Source organism: Pseudomonas sp. EMN2 (assembly GCF_009650555.1).
In the GTDB taxonomy this organism is placed as follows: Bacteria; Pseudomonadota; Gammaproteobacteria; order Pseudomonadales; family Pseudomonadaceae; genus Aquipseudomonas; species Aquipseudomonas sichuanensis.
On record NZ_VZZR01000071.1, the window covers coordinates 1 to 16,064 of the forward strand.

At 64.2% G+C, this 16,064-nt stretch carries 15 protein-coding genes; 9 read left to right on the plus strand and 6 right to left on the minus strand.

The genetic code is table 11. The features are described 5' to 3' along the window. Positions 1-299: 299 nt before the first annotated feature. Positions 300-650 (minus strand): response regulator, encoded by a 351-nt coding sequence (locus tag F6X61_RS20060; protein ID WP_153788106.1) that lies wholly within the window; start codon positions 648-650, stop codon positions 300-302. Between the two features lie 257 nt (positions 651-907). Here F6X61_RS20060 and F6X61_RS20065 point away from each other — a divergent pair, with 257 nt between their 5' ends. From F6X61_RS20065 to F6X61_RS20085, 5 genes are read left to right on the plus strand one after another with little or no spacing between them, the layout of a single operon-like run. Next, positions 908-4,375 carry a response regulator gene (locus F6X61_RS20065; RefSeq protein ID WP_153788107.1) on the plus strand — a complete coding sequence of 1,156 codons (3,468 nt, stop codon included), beginning with the start codon at positions 908-910 and terminating at the stop codon, positions 4,373-4,375. A 4-nt stretch (positions 4,376-4,379) separates the two neighbouring features. Continuing rightward, on the plus strand, positions 4,380-5,201 hold the full coding sequence (locus F6X61_RS20070) for a protein-glutamate O-methyltransferase CheR (protein WP_110994616.1): 822 nt from the start codon (positions 4,380-4,382) through the stop codon (positions 5,199-5,201). Continuing rightward, positions 5,198-5,773 (plus strand): chemotaxis protein CheB, encoded by a 576-nt coding sequence (locus tag F6X61_RS20075; RefSeq protein WP_153788108.1) that lies wholly within the window; start codon positions 5,198-5,200, stop codon positions 5,771-5,773. Before F6X61_RS20070 ends, F6X61_RS20075 begins: the two co-directional genes overlap by 4 nt. Next, positions 5,767-6,993, plus strand: coding sequence for a hybrid sensor histidine kinase/response regulator (locus F6X61_RS20080; RefSeq protein WP_153788109.1), 1,227 nt, complete (start codon positions 5,767-5,769; stop codon positions 6,991-6,993). The genes F6X61_RS20075 and F6X61_RS20080 overlap by 7 nt, the downstream gene beginning before the upstream one ends. A gap of 45 nt (positions 6,994-7,038) precedes the next feature. After that, positions 7,039-7,416 (plus strand): response regulator, encoded by a 378-nt coding sequence (locus F6X61_RS20085; protein WP_125463713.1) that lies wholly within the window; start codon positions 7,039-7,041, stop codon positions 7,414-7,416. A 223-nt stretch (positions 7,417-7,639) separates the two neighbouring features. On the opposite strand, the gene F6X61_RS20090 is transcribed toward F6X61_RS20085, so the two are convergent. The 5 genes from F6X61_RS20090 to F6X61_RS20110 form a co-directional block, all read right to left on the minus strand. Continuing rightward, positions 7,640-8,371, minus strand: coding sequence for a proteasome-type protease (locus F6X61_RS20090; protein ID WP_153788110.1), 732 nt, complete (start codon positions 8,369-8,371; stop codon positions 7,640-7,642). 68 nt (positions 8,372-8,439) lie between these two features. After that, positions 8,440-9,237, minus strand: coding sequence for a transglutaminase family protein (locus F6X61_RS20095; protein WP_153788111.1), 798 nt, complete (start codon positions 9,235-9,237; stop codon positions 8,440-8,442). Then, on the minus strand, positions 9,234-10,184 hold the full coding sequence (locus tag F6X61_RS20100) for an alpha-E domain-containing protein (RefSeq protein ID WP_153788112.1): 951 nt from the start codon (positions 10,182-10,184) through the stop codon (positions 9,234-9,236). The genes F6X61_RS20095 and F6X61_RS20100 overlap by 4 nt, the downstream gene beginning before the upstream one ends. A gap of 3 nt (positions 10,185-10,187) precedes the next feature. Then, on the minus strand, positions 10,188-11,597 hold the full coding sequence (locus F6X61_RS20105; RefSeq protein WP_153788113.1) for a circularly permuted type 2 ATP-grasp protein: 1,410 nt from the start codon (positions 11,595-11,597) through the stop codon (positions 10,188-10,190). A 373-nt stretch (positions 11,598-11,970) separates the two neighbouring features. Next, entirely contained in the window at positions 11,971-12,675 is a 705-nt protein-coding gene (locus F6X61_RS20110; RefSeq protein ID WP_153788114.1) for a FadR/GntR family transcriptional regulator, read from the minus strand. 274 nt (positions 12,676-12,949) lie between these two features. Here F6X61_RS20110 and F6X61_RS20115 point away from each other — a divergent pair, with 274 nt between their 5' ends. Genes F6X61_RS20115 through F6X61_RS20130 form a run of 4 tightly spaced genes read left to right on the plus strand, consistent with a single transcriptional unit; the run spans position 12,950 to position 15,775 of the window. Continuing rightward, the gene (locus tag F6X61_RS20115; RefSeq protein ID WP_153788115.1) at positions 12,950-13,738 is read left to right on the plus strand and encodes a transporter substrate-binding domain-containing protein; all 789 of its coding nucleotides are present in this window, start codon (positions 12,950-12,952) and stop codon (positions 13,736-13,738) included. A 9-nt stretch (positions 13,739-13,747) separates the two neighbouring features. Then, positions 13,748-14,413, plus strand: a complete 666-nt coding sequence (locus tag F6X61_RS20120; protein ID WP_153788116.1) for an amino acid ABC transporter permease — start codon at positions 13,748-13,750, stop codon at positions 14,411-14,413. Beyond that, the gene (locus F6X61_RS20125) at positions 14,410-15,060 is read left to right on the plus strand and encodes an amino acid ABC transporter permease (protein ID WP_178125861.1); all 651 of its coding nucleotides are present in this window, start codon (positions 14,410-14,412) and stop codon (positions 15,058-15,060) included. The genes F6X61_RS20120 and F6X61_RS20125 overlap by 4 nt, the downstream gene beginning before the upstream one ends. Further along, the gene (locus tag F6X61_RS20130) at positions 15,047-15,775 is read left to right on the plus strand and encodes an amino acid ABC transporter ATP-binding protein (RefSeq protein ID WP_153788118.1); all 729 of its coding nucleotides are present in this window, start codon (positions 15,047-15,049) and stop codon (positions 15,773-15,775) included. The genes F6X61_RS20125 and F6X61_RS20130 overlap by 14 nt, the downstream gene beginning before the upstream one ends. Positions 15,776-16,064: the final 289 nt, after the last annotated feature.

The window sequence follows — 16,064 nt, forward strand, 5'->3', positions numbered from 1 at the left end:
TGAGATCGAGCGCCGCCCGCGCGGCGCATCGCTGGCAAGCCAGCTCCCACATCTGTTTCGGGCCAGTCACTCCTGTGACTTCTTCACTGTCCGCCTTGTTTGTACGACGCGATATTGAGGTGGGCACCACTGACCCCCGCCTGACTCAAGACATGCACCAAGGCAGGCGCCGGTACTTTCATAGGAGTAACTGGCCCGAAACAAACTGTGGGAGCTGGCTTGCCAGCGATGCGCCGCGCGGGCGGCGCTCGATCTCCCAGGCGCAACACCTGTCACGGCAAGCACCTCGCAGCATCACCTCAACCCCCCCCAAGAATCTCCCGCACCTTATCCCGCAACCGATCAATGCTGAACGGCTTGGCAATCATGTACATGCCCTCAGGCACCTTCACATTCTCGGCAAACCCACTGGCAAACAGCACAGGCAGCAGAGGGCGCAACTCACGGGCCTTGCCCGCCAGCTCTTCACCGCGCATATCCGGCAACCCGACATCGGTCATCATCAACGCCAGAGGTTGCCCGGCATCTTCGAGCACTTTCAGCGCCGCAGCGGCATTTTCAGCCTCGATGGTCTTGTAGCCCAGCTCGTCGAGCACATCGACTATCAACATACGAACGATGTCGTCGTCCTCGACTACCAGAAGATGCATGGTGCGGATCCTGTTTCGCGTAAGGGGTATCTACTCTGTGCCCGTGACAGGTTAGAAGTTCCCCAGCTTAACGGCCCGTGCAATCAGATGGAACGATTGGCGCACAGCGCCTTCAAATACTGGCTAAATGCCCTGCCAGAACCGCCAAAGCTGGTTAGACTCGCTGTATTCCCGGTCGGTGTGGCGCAGGGTCTTACACTTGCAGGATGTAGCCGCCAGCACTGTTCAATGGACTTTTTTCGCTCGGGCCTTATCACATGATTCAAACAGCCTCGATGGATCAACGCAGCTTTCGCAAGCTACTCGCCCGCAACGTCGGCCTGCCGCTGGGCGTCGGGCTGTTGGGCGCCGTGGCGTTTGTGGCGGTGATCAACTACCTGCTCTCGGCCATGCAATGGGTCGAACACACCGATCGGGTGATCGGCAATGCCAACGAAACGGTCAAGCTGTCGATCGACATGGAAACCGGCATGCGCGGTTACCTGCTGACCGGCGAAGAGCGTTTTCTCGACCCCTACGAGGTGGCCAAGCCGCGCATTTTCAGCAGCCTGGACAGTCTCAAGGGCATGGTGGCGGACAACCCGCAGCAGGTCGAGCGGATCGAGCGGCTGATCGCGCTGCAGCGGGAGTGGAACAACTTTGGCGGCGAGATGATCAGCCTGCGCCGTAACAAGGGCGACTATCAGCTGCCGATCGGCACCGGCCGTGGCAAGCGCATCACCGACGAGATCCGCAAGGAATTCGACAGCTTCATCAGCACCGAACAGCAACTGCGCATGGCACGCAACGAGCAGGTCAGCACGGTCACGGTCACCGCCATCTCGGCGTTCGTGCTGTTCATCGTCGCCCTGAGCGGGCTGCTCGCCTTCCTTGGGCGACGCGACCTGCTGGCGCTCTCGGCCAGCTACGCCGACAACCTCCAGGCGCAGCAGCGCTCTGCCGAGGGCCTGGAGCACCAGGCCTGGCTGCGCGCCGGCCAGACCCAGCTGGGCGAACAGATGATGGGGCAACTGACGCTGCCCATGCTCGGCGACAACATCCTGCGCTGTTTCGCCGGCTACCTGGGCAGCGTGGTCGGTGCCCTTTATGTGCGTGACGAGCACGGGCACCTGGTACGGGTGGCCAGCTACGGCCTGGATGCCGAGCAGCAAGGCAAGGAGCAGGTGCTGGGTGAGCATGGCGGCCTGCTGGCCCAGGCCGTGATGCAGGGGCGGCTGATCCGCCTGGATGACTTGCCCGAGGATTACTACCAGCTCAGCTCCGGCCTTGGCCGTGGTTTGCCGCGCAGCGGCCTGCTGATACCGTCCCGTGATGATGGCCGCATCAATGGGGTGGTGGAAATCGGCTTCCTGCGCCCATTGCACGAGCGTGATGCCGAACTGCTGGAACGTGTGGCCGAGAACATCGGCATCTCCATCGAAAGCGCCCGCTACCGCCAGCGCCTGCAGGAAGTACTGGCCGAGACCCAGCAGCTCAACGAGGAACTGCAGGTCCAGCAGGAGGAGCTCAAGTCCGCCAACGAAGAGCTCGAAGAGCAGTCGCGGGTGCTGAAGGAGTCCCAGGCCTACCTGGAGACGCAGCAGGCGGAGCTGGAGCAGACCAACGAACAACTGGCCGAGCGCACCGACGCACTGGACCGCAAGAACAGCGAGCTGAACCAGGCCCAGGTGGAGCTGCAGGCGCGCGCCGACGACCTGCAGCGCTCGAGCAAGTACAAGTCGGAATTCCTCGCCAACATGTCCCACGAGCTGCGCACGCCGCTCAACAGCTCGCTGATCCTGGCCAAGCTGCTGGCCGAGAACGGCGAGGGCAACCTCAGCCAGGAGCAGGTCAAGTTCGCCGAGTCGATCTACTCGGCCGGCAACGACCTGCTCAACCTGATCAACGACATCCTCGACATCGCCAAGGTCGAGGCCGGCAAGCTTGAAGTACGCGCCGAAACCACCCCGCTGGAGCGCCTGGTCGAGGGCCTGCAGAGCATGTTCCGGCCACTGGCCCAGGACAAGGGCCTGGACTTCGAGGTCCAGCTCGAACAACCCCTGCCGGCGACGCTGTTCACCGACCGCCAGCGCCTGGAGCAGATCCTCAAGAATCTGCTGTCCAACGCCGTCAAGTTCACCGAGCGCGGCCAGGTGAGCCTGCGCATCAGCCACCAGGTGGGCATGGGCATCGTGTTCGCCGTGCGCGACACCGGCATCGGCATTGCCGCCGACCAGCAGCAGGCGATCTTCGGCGCCTTCCACCAGGTCGACGGCACCAGCAACCGCCGCTATGGCGGCACCGGGCTGGGCCTGTCGATCTCGCGTGACCTGGCCCACCTGCTCGGCGGGCAGATCAGCGTCGACAGCAGCCCGGGGCAGGGCAGCGTGTTCAACCTGATCCTGCCCGAGCGCTACGAGCCCTCGGCCGAACAGAAAGCGGTGCACAGCCTGCGCCCGGCGGTCGATGAGCTGCCCCCGGCGCCGCAGGCGGTGGCACCGGCGCGTGCCGAACGGCCGGCACCGGCGTTCACCGACGACCGCGAACTGGCGCCGTTCAGCAACCGCTGCATCCTGGTGGTCGAGGACGAGCCTAACTTCGCCCGCATCCTCTACGACCTGGCCCACGAACTGGGCTACAGCTGCCTGGTGGCGCAAAGCGCCGACGAAGGCTTCGAACTGGCCGCCCAGTACCTGCCCGATGCCATCCTGCTGGACATGCGCCTGCCCGACCATTCCGGGCTCACCGTGCTGCAGCGCCTCAAGGAGCAGGCCGGCACCCGGCATATCCCGGTGCACATCATCTCGGTGGAAGACCGCGTCGAGGCGGCCATGCACATGGGCGCGGTGGGCTACGCGGTCAAACCCACCAGCCGCGACGAGCTCAAGGCGGTGTTCGCCCGCCTGGAGGCCAAGCTCACCCAGAAGCTCAAGCACATCCTGCTGGTGGAAGACGACGACCTGCAGCGCGAGAGCATCGCCCGCCTGATCGGCGACGACGATATCCAGATCACCGCCGTGGCCCTGGCCCAGGACGCCCTGGCGCTGCTGCGCGAGAACATCTACGACTGCATGATCATCGACCTCAAGCTGCCCGACATGCTCGGCAACGAGCTGCTCAAGCGCATGACCGCCGAGGACATCCGCAGCTTCCCGCCGGTGATCGTCTACACCGGGCGCAATCTCACCCGCGAGGAAGAAGCCGACCTGCTCAAGTACTCGCGCTCGATCATCATCAAGGGCGCACGCTCGCCGGAGCGCCTGCTCGACGAAGTCACGCTGTTCCTGCACAAGGTCGAGTCGCAGCTGTCCAACGAACGCCAGCGCATGCTCAAGACCGCGCGCAGCCGCGACAAGGTGTTCGAGGGGCGCAAGATCCTGCTGGTGGACGACGATGTGCGCAACATCTTCGCCCTCACCAGCGCCCTGGAGCACAAGGGCGCCATCGTCGAGATCGGTCGCAACGGGCGTGAAGCCATCGAGGCACTCGAGGCCAGCGACGATATCGACCTGGTGCTGATGGACGTGATGATGCCGGAGATGGACGGCTACGAAGCCACCCGCCTGATCCGCCAGCAGCCGCGCTGGCGCAAGCTGCCGATCATCGCCGTGACCGCCAAGGCGATGAAGGACGACCAGCAGCGCTGTCTGCAGGCTGGCGCCAACGATTACCTGGCCAAACCGATCGACCTGGACCGCCTGTTCTCGCTGATCCGCGTGTGGCTGCCGCAATTGGAGCGAATCTGAAATCTTGACCAGTGAACGCAACACCGACATTGAAATCCGCTTGCTGATCGAGGCGATCTACCTCAAGTACAGCTACGATTTTCGCGACTACTCCGGCGCTTCGATCAAGCGCCGGATCCTGCATGCCCTGCGCCAGTTCGACTGCCGCACCGTGACCGCGCTGCAGGAGCGCGTGCTGCACGACCCAGGCATGTTCATGGAGCTGCTGCAGTACCTGACGATCCCGGTCAGCGAGATGTTCCGCGACCCAGGCCACTTCCTGGCGCTGCGCAACGAAGTGGTGCCGCTGCTGCGCACCTGGCCTTCGATCAAGATTTGGATCGCCGGTTGCAGCACGGGCGAGGAGGTCTATTCCATGGCCATCCTGCTGCGCGAGGAGGGCTTGCTGGAGCGCACCATCCTGTATGCCACCGACATCAACCCGCACTCGCTGGAGCGCGCCAAGCAGGGCATCTATTCGCTGCAGAGCATGCGCGAGTACGAAGAGAACTACCGCAAGGCCGGTGGCCGGCGCGACTTCGCCGAGTACTACACCGCCGCCTACGGCAACGCCATCATGGACAGCAGCCTGCGCGACAACGTGACCTTCGCCGACCACAGCCTGGCCACCGACAGCGTGTTTTCCGAGACCCAGCTGGTGTCGTGCCGCAACGTGCTGATCTATTTCAACAAGACCCTGCAGGACCGCGCCCTGGGGCTGTTCCACGAGTCGCTGTGCCACCGCGGCTTCCTGGTGCTGGGCAGCAAGGAGTCGGTGGATTTCTCGGCCTACAGCGACGGTTTCGAGCCGCTGGTGCGGCCTGAACGGATCTACCGCAAGTCATGAACGGCGTGCGTGCGGTGGTCATCGGCGCCTCGGCGGGCGGCGTCAGCGCGCTGTTCAGCGTGCTCGGCGCGTTGCCGGAAGATTTCGCCATCCCGGTACTGTGCGTGCTGCACCTGCCGGACAACCGCCACAGCCAGCTGGCCGAAGTGCTGCAGCGCCGGCTGCACCGCCCGGTGCGTGAAGCCTGCGACAAGGCACTTATCGAAAAAGGGCTGATCTACGTCGCCGGGCCCCGCTACCACCTGTCGGTGGAGCAGGACCTGACGCTGTCCCTCAGCCAGGAAGAGCCGGTGCATTTTTCGCGGCCGGCCATCGATTACCTGTTCGCCTCGGCGGCCGATGCCTACGGCCCGGGCCTGCTCGGTATACTGCTGACCGGTGCCAACGAAGACGGCGCCCGTGGGCTGTTGCAGATCAAACAAGGCGGCGGCCGGACCGTGGTCCAGGACCCTCGCGATGCACAGGTCGCGCTGATGCCGGAGGCCGCCCTGGCCCTGCACAGCCCCGACCATATCCTTTCCCTGAGCGGTATCGGGCAGTTGCTCGCCACCTTGGAACCCCACGCATGCTAAGCAACATCACCGCCAAACTGCTGATCGTCGACGATCTGCCGGAAAACCTGCTGGCCCTCGGTGCCCTGATCCAGGGCGAGGACCGCGAGGTCCACCAGGCCCAGTCGGCGGAGCAGGCGTTGTCGCTGCTGCTCGACCACGAGTTCGCCCTGGCCATCCTCGACGTGCAGATGCCCGGCATGAACGGCTTCGAACTGGCCGAGCTGATGCGCGGCATGGAGAAGACCCGCAACGTACCTATCGTGTTCGTCACGGCTGCCGGGCGCGAGATGAACTACGCGTTCAAGGGCTATGAAAGCGGCGCGGTGGACTTCCTGCACAAGCCGCTGGATACCGTCGCGGTGAAGAGCAAGGTCTCGGTGTTCATCGACCTGTTCCGTCAGCGCAAGGCCCTCGACCGTCAGTTGCAGGCGCTGGAACACAGCCGCGCCGAACAGGAGCAACTGCTGGCGCAGTTGCAGGTGGCGCGCGGCGAGCTGGAACACGCGGTGCGCATGCGCGACGACTTCATGTCGATCGTCTCCCACGAAGTGCGTACCCCGCTCAACGGCCTGATCCTGGAAACCCAGCTGCGTCGCATGCACCTGTCGCGCGGCAACCTGGCGGCGTTCAGCGAAGACAAGCTCAAGGCCATGGTCGAGCGTGACGAACGGCAGATCAACAGCCTGATCCGCCTGGTCGAGGACATGCTCGATGTGTCGCGCATCCGTACCGGCAAGCTGTCGATCCGGCCCAAGGCATTCGACCTCGGCCAATTGGTGCAAGGCCTGGTGCAGAACTTCAGCGCCCAGGCGAGTGCCCTTCAGACCCATATCGAACTGCAGCGTTGCCAGACCCTGCACGGCGAGTGGGACGAGTTTCGCATCGAGCAAGTGCTGGCCAACCTGCTGTCCAATGCCTTGCGTTACGGCGAGCGCAAGCCGGTGCAGGTGCGCTTGTTCGAGGAGGGCGCCATGGCCTGCGTCCAGGTGCAGGATTCCGGCATCGGCATCAGCGCGCAGAACCAGCAGCGGATCTTCCAGCAATTCGAGCGCGTTGCCGCCCAGCAGGCCAGTGGCGGGCTGGGGCTGGGGCTGTATATTTCCGAGCAGATCGTGCTGGCCCACGGCGGGCGGATCCAGGTCGACAGTGCCGAAGGCAGCGGTGCCACCTTCAGCGTCTATCTGCCGTTGCCACAGGTGCAGCAGCAAAGCGACCACACACAGGCAACCTCGGCGTAGTGCCGGGGTCTGATTGCCAACTGAGTTGAATGTGAAGGCGTTGTCATGAGCGAAGATGCACAAGATGTCGTATTGATCGTCGAGGACGAACCGGCGATCCGCATGATCCTGCGCGATTACCTGGCGGGCGAGGGCTACCACGTGCTGGTGGCCGAAGACGGCGAACAGGCGTTCGCGATCCTGGCCAGCAAACCGCACCTGGACCTGATGGTCACCGACTTTCGCCTGCCGGGCGGCATCACCGGGGTGGAGATTGCCGAGCCGGCGGTGAAGTTGCGGCCTGAGCTGAAGGTGATTTTCATCAGCGGCTACCCGGCGGAGATCCTCGAGTCGGGCAGCCCGATCGCGCGCAAGGCGCCGATCCTGGCCAAGCCGTTCGACCTGGATACGCTGCATGAGCAGATTCAGGTGTTGTTGCGTTAGGGGCAGGTTTTGTACGGAAAGCACGGTCATCCACCGCCGTGGGAGCGGGCTTGCCCCGCGATCTGCTGCAACGCGCCAGCAAAGCCTGAATTCGCGGCATCTTTGACAGTATTTGATATCGGGTACAGGAACGTTTCGTACTCCATCGCGGGGCAAGCCCGCTCCCACAGGGGCTGCGCAGCAGCCCCAGCATCTGCAGCCGTTTACCAAAACCCGCGAACGGTCACCCCATATATTCCCCAGGCGGCGCCGGCAGCTCGGCCAGCAAATCCCGCAACCCCGCACACCACTGCCTGCGAATCTGGCTGTAATAGGGATCATCCTGGCCAATGCGATAACTCTGCGTCGGCCCGTACGCATCCTTGCGATACACCAGCACATCCAGCGGCATGCCCACAGACAGGTTGCTGCGGATGGTCGAGTCGAACGAGATCAACCCACAACGCAATGCCTCTTCCAGTGACGTGCGGTAGGTCAGGTTACGGTCGAGGATCGGCTTGCCGTACTTGCTTTCGCCCAGTTGCAGGAACGGCGTGTCCTCCGTGGCCTGAATGAAGTTGCCTTGCGGATACACGCTGTAGACCCCCATGGGCCCGCCGGCAATCTGCCCGCCCACCAGCAGCGAGCAGCTCAGGTCGACCTTGCTCGCCAGTTGGCTGCGGTCACGGGTGACCACCTCGCGAATGGTGGCGGCCACCAGCACGGTGGCGTCGTACAACGTGCGCACGTTCAGCAGATGGCTGCCCGTGCCGTTGCAGCGCTGGCGCAGCAGGTTGACCACCGACTGCGAGGTGGCCAGGTTGCCCGCGCTCTGCAGGACGATCAGCCGCTCGCCGGGGGTGCTGAAAATGAACAGTTTGCGAAAGGTCGAGATCTGGTCGATCCCGGCGTTGGTGCGCGAATCGGAGACAAACACCAGGCCGTCGGCCAGGTGCATGGCCACGCAGTACGTCATGTGGTTTACCTGTGTGCGTTGAATGACCCCGGCGTCACTGCAACGACGGGGTCGGTGTGGGTCTTGCGTTACTGTTGCTGGCCCTGCAGCAGCGAGCGGACCTGAACCTGCGCCAGCATCGACTCGGCCCCGCCGCCCCGGCGCATGCCGCGTACCGGGCAGGCGTCGAGGTAGTCCAGGCCCACCGCCAGCTTCAGGTGGCGATCGGGCCTGGCCAGGCGGTTGGTCACATCGAAGCTGTACCAGCCATCGCCCAGCCAGGCCTCGGCCCAGGCGTGACTGGCCAGGTGGCTGGCATCCTCGGTGCACAGGTAGCCGGACACATAGCGGGCCGGGATCCCCAGGCTGCGGGCGCAGGCCAGGAAGGCATGGGTGTGGTCCTGGCACACGCCGGCACCGGCGGCAAAGGACTCGGCGGCAGTGCTGTCGACCGCCGTCGCCCCTGGGCTGTACGGCATGCGCTCGGCCAGCCCCTCCATCAGTGCAATCAGCGCGGCACGGTCGCGGCGGCTGGCGCAGTGTTGCCTGGCAAAGTCGAGCAGCGCCGCGTCGGCCTGGGTCAGGCGGCTGGTGCGCAGGAACGGCAAGGGCGACTGGCTGTCGTGCTCGACCTCGAGCGTCGGGTCGATCTCGACCTCGCCCTTGGCACACAGCGCCAGGGCGCTGTGCGGCTCTTCCAGGGTCAGCACGTGCAGCACGTTGCCGTAGGGGTCGAGCTGGCTGCGCACCTGCTTGGGCATCTGCACCTGCCAGGCGAGGATCTGCTGGCGGGCATTGCTCTGCGGCGTCAGGCGCAGGAACTGGATGCTGGCGCTCACCGGGTCGGCGTAGGTGTAGCGGGTGTCGTGGTGGATGGCGAGCTTCATACGACCTCCAGGTAGGAGTGGTGAACGGTCTGGCTGAGCTGGCGAATGCGCTCGATGAAGTCGGTCAGCCACGGGTGCAGGCCGGCTTCGAGGATTTCGTCGATGCCGGTGTAGCGCAACCGCGCATTGAGCTCGGCGGCCATGCGCTGCGAGGCGCGGCCATTGGTGCTGGGCAGGCCGGCGAGGATATGGTCCAGTTCCTCGATGCAGGCATGCAGCGAGCGCGGCACATCGGCGCGCAACAGCAGCAGCTCCGACACCTGGCGTGCGCTGGGCGCGTTGCGGTAGATCTCGTTGAACGCCTCGAACGACGACAGCGCCCGCAGCAGCGCGCTCCATTGGTAGTAGCCACGGGCCGAGTGGTCGCTGACCTCTTCCGATGCCTCGCCGAACATTTCGTAGCGCACATCCAGCAGGCGCAGGGTGTTGTCCGCCCGCTCGAGGAAGGTGCCCAGGCGAATGAAGCAGTAGGCGTCGTTGCGCATGATGGTGCCCGCCGTGGCGCCGCGGAACAGGTGCGAGCGCTCTTTGACCCAGTCGCAGAACTGGCTCATGCCATAGCGGGCCAGGCCGTTGCTGGCGATGTTGCGCATCTCCAGCCAAGTGGCGTTGATGTTCTCCCACATGTCGCCGGTGATCCGCCCGCGTACCGCATGGGCATTGGTGCGCGCCGCCTGCAGGCAGCAGTAGATGCTGCCGGGGTTGGTCTCATCGAAGGCGAAGAAATGCAGCATGCGCGCGGTGTCGAGCTCAGCGTGGCGCTGGTTGTAGTCATCCAGGGTGCCGGCCGCCAGCAGCGACATGGCCAGCTCGGCACGGCCGTCGCTGCGCCCGGCCTGGGGCATCAGCGACAGCGAATAGCTGACTTCGAGCATGCGCGCCAGGTTCTCGGCGCGCTCCAGGTAGCGGGACATCCAGTAGAGGTCCGAAGCGGTTCTTGAAAGCATGTGTCAGTCCTCCACTACCCAGGTGTCCTTGGTACCGCCGCCCTGGGACGAGTTCACCACCAGCGAGCCCTCGCGCAGCGCCACCCGGGTCAGGCCGCCGGGCACCAGGCGGGTTTCGCTGCCCGACAGCACGAAGGGGCGCAGGTCAATGTGGCGTGGGGCGATGCCGTTTTCGACGAAGGTCGGGCAGGTCGACAGGCTCAGGGTGGGTTGGGCGATATAGGCCTCGGGACGGGCCTTGAGGCGCGCGCGGAAGTCTTCGATCTGTGCCGCCGTGGCCGCCGGCCCGACCAACATGCCGTAGCCGCCGGAACCCTGGGTTTCCTTGACCACAAGCTCCGGCAGGTGGGCCAGCACGTGGGACAGCTCCTTGGGGTTGCGGCACTGCCAGGTCGGCACGTTGTTGAGGATCGGCTCCTCGTCGAGGTAGAAGCGGATCATCGCGTCGACATAGGGGTAGATCGACTTGTCGTCGGCCAGGCCGGTACCCACGGCATTGGCCAGCACCACGTTGCCCGAGCGGTAGGCCGCGATCAGGCCGGGCACCCCCAGCATCGAGTCGGGGTTGAACGACAGCGGGTCGAGGTAGGCATCGTCGAGGCGCCGGTAGATCACGTCCACCTGCCTGGGGCCTGCGGTGGTGCGCATGAACACATGGTCGTCGCGCACGAACAGGTCGGCGCCTTCCACCAGTTCCACACCCATCTCGCGGGCCAGGAAGGCATGCTCGAAGTAGGCGCTGTTGAAGCGGCCCGGGGTCAGCACCACGGCGGTGGGGTTGTCCAGCGGGCTGGCGCTCTTGAGGGTGTCGAGCAGCAGGTTGGGGTAGTGGTCGATGGGCGCCACCCGCTGGCTGGCGAACAGCTCGGGGAACAGGCGCATCATCATCTTGCGGTCTTCGAGCATGTAGCTCACGCCGCTGGGCGTGCGCAGGTTGTCTTCGAGCACGTAATAGCTGCCGTCGCCGTCGCGCACCAGGTCGACGCCGGCGATGTGGGCGTAGAGATCGCGGTGCAAGTCCAGGCCTTGCATGGCGATCTGGTAGCCCTCGTTGGCCAGCACCTGCTCGGCCGGGATGATGCCTTGCTTGAGGATGTGCTGGTCGTGGTAGACGTCGGCCAGGAACAGGTTCAGCGCCTGCACCCGCTGGATGCAGCCGCGCTCGACCTTCTGCCATTCGCTGGCCTTGATGCTGCGGGGGATGATGTCGAAGGGGATCAGGCGCTCGGTGCCCTGTTCGTCGCCGTACAGGGTGAAAGTGATGCCGGCGCGGTGGAACAGCAAGTCCGCTTCGCGGCGGCGCTGCGCCAGCAGCTCGGGCGGGGTGTCTGCCAGCCAGCGGGCGAATGGCTGGTAGTGGGGACGGCAGGCACCGTCGGCGTCATACATTTCATTGAAAAAAGCTCGGGACATACCGCACTCCTTGCCGCACAAACCCACGGCATTTTCCTGCAACTTGGCTATTTCACGATGCGAGATCCTGCGAGCGATGATGAGTTCTGGTTTTTATCGGCACCTCAGTGTGCGTTGACAACTTCCTGCTGCGCGTCGAGCGGGCGATGCGTGGCGCAGGTAAACAAAGTCTTTGCAATGGAAGTGCCGGAAATCCAATAAGCCGTGAATCAGCTGATAATTGTTAAAAACAATCGCTGGCGCGCTTTATTTATTCAATAACGCGACGCTTTTGGCCGGGGGAGGCTTGCGGCCTGCAAGGCAGGCCCGCGCCAAAACGGGGCGCGGCAGGGCAGCGCCGGTGTTTTTGAACCAATACGGGGAGGGCGGCCGTTCAGGCCGAGAATACGATCCCGGTGCGCAAGGCGGCACTGCGGATATGTTCCTGCATCGCTTTCTGCGCGGCCGGGGCTGAATGCCTGGCCAGCGCATTGAGGATCTTTTTATGCTCTTTCCAGGTTTCCATGGCCCGTTCCGGGCGAATGAATGGCAACTTCTGGCTCTCTATGTAAATGGCCTCGCTGGCCATGATGATCTGCAGCATCGCCAGGTTGCCACTGGCCTCGAGAATGCCCCGATGAAAGGCGAAGTCCAGGCGCGCCGCCGCTTCGAAGTTGCGCGCCTTCAACTCGATGCCCATGGCTTCGACATTCTCCGCCAGGGCATCGAGGGCCTCGGTGGTCAGGCCATTGGCAGCCTGGCCTGCGGCAAAGCCTTCGAGCACATAGCGCAACTGGAAGGTATCGGCGGCCGATACCTGGGCTTCGAACGGCCAGGCAAACCCTGAAGTCGAGCTTGGCTGTTCAGCTTTCGGCGCCTTGACGAACACTCCTTTGCCCGGCTGCACGCTGACCACACCCATGGCACTCAAGGACGACAAGGCCTCACGCAGCGACGCACGGCTGACCCCCAGGTTCTGCGCCAGTTCGCGTTGCGCGGGCAGGGCGTCGCCCGGCTGGTAGGCACCCTCGTCGATCAGGCGCTGGATGGCCTGCAAAGCGAGTTCGGGAACGGCGCCGCGAAGGGGGGCATCGAGCATCGGTACAGACCCATCCAGTCAAAGAAGCTGCCGTTTTACGACGTTCTACATCGTGCATGCAAGTTTGGCCCTGTGCTGGTGCAAGGGCTCGAGCGCTGCCATTTAACGGGGATTTTTGTTCGGGTTGCCGGGCCCGGTGAAGGCCAACTGTTCAGACCAGTAATACCGCCAGGCACTAGGCCTGCAGCCGAATTGCCCGGATTTGCGGGCGTTATGGCACGTCGGCTGCAGGGGCTCGGCAAACACCAGCCCATCGCCACCCGAGGTCATGACCATGAACAACCTGCGCAAATGCCTGCTGGCCACACTGCTGTGTGGCAGTGCCCTGATGCAAACCGTCGCCCACGCCGACACCCTCAGCGACATCAGCCAGCGTGGCGTGCTGAAGGTCGCCGTGCCCCAGGACTTCCCGCCGTTCGGCTCGGTCGGCCCCGACCTCAAGCCGCGCGGTCTGGACATCGACACCGCGCAGCTGTTGGCCGACAAGCTCGGGGTGAAACTGGCCCTCACCCCGGTCAACAGCACCAACCGCATCCCGTTCCTCACCACTGGCAAGGTCGACCTGGTGATCTCGAGCCTGGGCAAGAATCCGGAGCGCGAGAAGGTCGTGGACTTTTCCAAACCCTACGCGCCGTTCTACCTTGGCGTGTTCGGCCCCGAAGCCAGCAGCATCGACACCCTCGATGCGCTCAACGGCAAGACCATCAGCGTCACCCGTGGCGCCATCGAAGACATGGAGCTCAGCGCGGTGGCCCCGCAAGGCGCGACCATCAAGCGTTTCGAAGACAACAACTCGACCATCGCCGCCTACCTGTCCGGGCAGGTCGACCTGATCGCCAGCGGCAGCGTGGTGATGTCGGCCATCGCGGCGAAGAACCCGGCCAAGGTGCCGGTGCTCAAGCTCAAGCTCAAGGACTCGCCGGTATACGTGGGCATGGCCAAGGAGCAGCCGGCGCTGCGCGCCAAGGTCGATGAGATCCTGGTGCAGGCCAAGGCCGACGGCAGCCTTGGGCGCAATGCAGAGAAGTGGCTCAAGCAACCGTTGCCCGCCGATTTCGAGTGACCTTGAACCATGGCCTATCAATTCGATTTCGCTGCCGCCATGCAGCAGGGCGACCTGCTGTTCAAGGGCGCGCTGTTCACCCTCGAACTGACCGTGATCGGCACCCTCGCAGGCGTTGCCCTGGGCATCCTCGGCGCGGTGGTGCGGGCCTGGCAGCTGCGGCCGTTCAACTGGCTGTTCGGGGTGTATGTGGAGCTGATCCGCAACACGCCGTTCATCGTCCAGCTGTTCTTCATCTTCTTCGGCTTGCCGGCCCTTGGCGTGCGCATGAGCGAATGGCAGGCTGCGGTGCTGGCCATGGTGATCAACCTCGGCGCCTATTCCACCGAGATCATCCGCGCCGGCATCCAGGCCATCCCGCGCGGGCAGCTGGAAGCCGCCTCGGCGCTGGCGATGACGCGTTTCGAGACCTTCCGCCACGTGATCCTGCGGCCGGCCCTGGCCAAGGTGTGGCCGGCGCTGTCGAGCCAGATCGTCATTGTCATGCTGGGGTCGGCGGTGTGCTCGCAGATTGCCACCGAAGAGCTGTCGTTCGCGGCCAACTTCATCCAGTCGCGTAACTTTCGCGCGTTTGAAACCTACCTGTTCACCACCTTGCTGTACCTGGCCATGGCCATTGGCGTTCGGCAATTGCTGAACCTGTTTGGCCGGCGCGTGATCGTGGGGAGACGCTGATGGATTTCACCTTGTGGGACATCGTGCGCAACCTGCTTACCGGGTTGCAATGGACCTTGCTGTTGTCGCTGGTGGCGTTCGTCTGCGGCGGCGTCATGGGCTTGCTGATGCTGCTGGCGCGGATCAGCGACAACGGTTTTTTGCGGCTGGCGGCCCGTGGCTACATCGAGCTGTTCCAGGGCACGCCACTGCTGATGCAGCTGTTCATGGTGTTCTTCGGCATCGCCCTGTTCGGCATCGATGTGTCGGCCTGGGCGGCGGCGGCGGTGGCACTGACGCTGTTCACCAGTGCGTTCCTCGCCGAAATCTGGCGCGGTTGCGTGGAGTCGATCCCGCGCGGGCAGTGGGAGGCCAGCGCCAGCCTGGCGCTCAGTCGCGGCGAGCAACTGCGCCATGTGGTGCTGCCCCAGGCGCTGCGCCTGGCCGTGGCGCCGACCGTGGGCTTTTCGGTGCAGGTGGTCAAGGGCACGGCCGTGACCTCGATCATCGGCTTCACCGAACTGACCAAGACCGGCGGCATGCTGGCCAACGCCACTTTCGAACCTTTCCTGATCTACGGCCTGGTGTCGCTGGGCTATTTCATCCTGTGTTTTCCACTGTCGCTGGGTGCCCGCCACCTGGAGAGGAGGCTGCATGTCGCTGGTTAGCGTTTCTGCGTTGCACAAGTACTACGGTGACAACCACGTGCTCAAGGGGGTCGACCTGCGCATCGAGGAAGGCGAAGTGGTGGCGATCATCGGCCGTAGCGGCTCGGGTAAGAGCACCTTGCTGCGCACACTGAACGGGCTGGAGTCGATCAATGACGGGGTGATCGAAGTCGACGGCGAGTACCTGGACGCGGCCCGTGCCGACTTGCGCAGCTTGCGCCAGAAAGTCGGGATGATCTTCCAGCAGTTCAACCTGTTCCCGCACCTGAGCGTGGGCGAGAACGTGATGCTGGCGCCGCAGTTGGTGAAGAAGACGGCCAAGGCCGAGGTCCGGCAACTGGCGCGCAAGATGCTGGAGCGGGTAGGGCTGGAAGCGAAGTTCGATGCCTACCCCGACCAGCTGTCCGGCGGCCAGCAACAGCGCGTGGCGATTGCCCGGGCGCTGGCGATGTCGCCCAAGGTGCTGCTGTGCGACGAGATCACCTCGGCGCTCGACCCGGAGCTGGTGAGTGAAGTGCTCGGCGTGGTGAGGGGGTTGGCCAAGGAGGGCATGACGTTGGTGATGGTCACCCATGAAATGCGCTTTGCACGGGAGGTGGGGGACAAGCTGGTGTTCATGCACCAGGGCAAGGTGCATGAGGTGGGCGACCCGAAGACCTTGTTCGATGCGCCGAAGACGGCGGAGCTGGCGAATTTTATCGGGAGTGTGGGGTAGTCGGGGCTGGCTTGGGATTGCATGGGGGCCATCAAGTGCTCGCCGATGATTTTGCAGCGCCTATGAGATCGAGCGCCGCCCGCGCGGCGCTTCGCGGGTAAACCCGCTCCCACAGTTTATTTCGGGCCAATTATTCCTGTGAGGGTACCGCAGCCCGCCTTGGTGCATGCCTTGAGTCATGTGGGGCGGCGGCAACGCCCACACCGAAACCGCGTCGTACCAACAAGGCGGACCAGGTGATGGCACAGGAGAGACTGGCCCGAAACAAACTGTGGGAGCGGGTTTACCC

Excerpts from the sequence above, each read along its gene's own strand:
- F6X61_RS20060 (WP_153788106.1), bottom strand. The coding sequence starts at position 650 with ATGCATCTTCTGGTAGTCGAGGACGACGACATCGTTCGTATGTTGATA.
- F6X61_RS20065 (WP_153788107.1), top strand. The coding sequence starts at position 908 with ATGATTCAAACAGCCTCGATGGATCAACGCAGCTTTCGCAAGCTACTC.
- F6X61_RS20075 (WP_153788108.1), top strand. The coding sequence starts at position 5,198 with ATGAACGGCGTGCGTGCGGTGGTCATCGGCGCCTCGGCGGGCGGCGTC.
- F6X61_RS20080 (WP_153788109.1), top strand. The coding sequence starts at position 5,767 with ATGCTAAGCAACATCACCGCCAAACTGCTGATCGTCGACGATCTGCCG.
- F6X61_RS20085 (WP_125463713.1), top strand. The coding sequence starts at position 7,039 with ATGAGCGAAGATGCACAAGATGTCGTATTGATCGTCGAGGACGAACCG.
- F6X61_RS20090 (WP_153788110.1), bottom strand. The coding sequence starts at position 8,371 with ATGACGTACTGCGTGGCCATGCACCTGGCCGACGGCCTGGTGTTTGTC.
- F6X61_RS20095 (WP_153788111.1), bottom strand. The coding sequence starts at position 9,237 with ATGAAGCTCGCCATCCACCACGACACCCGCTACACCTACGCCGACCCG.
- F6X61_RS20100 (WP_153788112.1), bottom strand. The coding sequence starts at position 10,184 with ATGCTTTCAAGAACCGCTTCGGACCTCTACTGGATGTCCCGCTACCTG.
- F6X61_RS20105 (WP_153788113.1), bottom strand. The coding sequence starts at position 11,597 with ATGTCCCGAGCTTTTTTCAATGAAATGTATGACGCCGACGGTGCCTGC.
- F6X61_RS20110 (WP_153788114.1), bottom strand. The coding sequence starts at position 12,675 with ATGCTCGATGCCCCCCTTCGCGGCGCCGTTCCCGAACTCGCTTTGCAG.
- F6X61_RS20115 (WP_153788115.1), top strand. The coding sequence starts at position 12,950 with ATGAACAACCTGCGCAAATGCCTGCTGGCCACACTGCTGTGTGGCAGT.
- F6X61_RS20120 (WP_153788116.1), top strand. The coding sequence starts at position 13,748 with ATGGCCTATCAATTCGATTTCGCTGCCGCCATGCAGCAGGGCGACCTG.
- F6X61_RS20130 (WP_153788118.1), top strand. The coding sequence starts at position 15,047 with ATGTCGCTGGTTAGCGTTTCTGCGTTGCACAAGTACTACGGTGACAAC.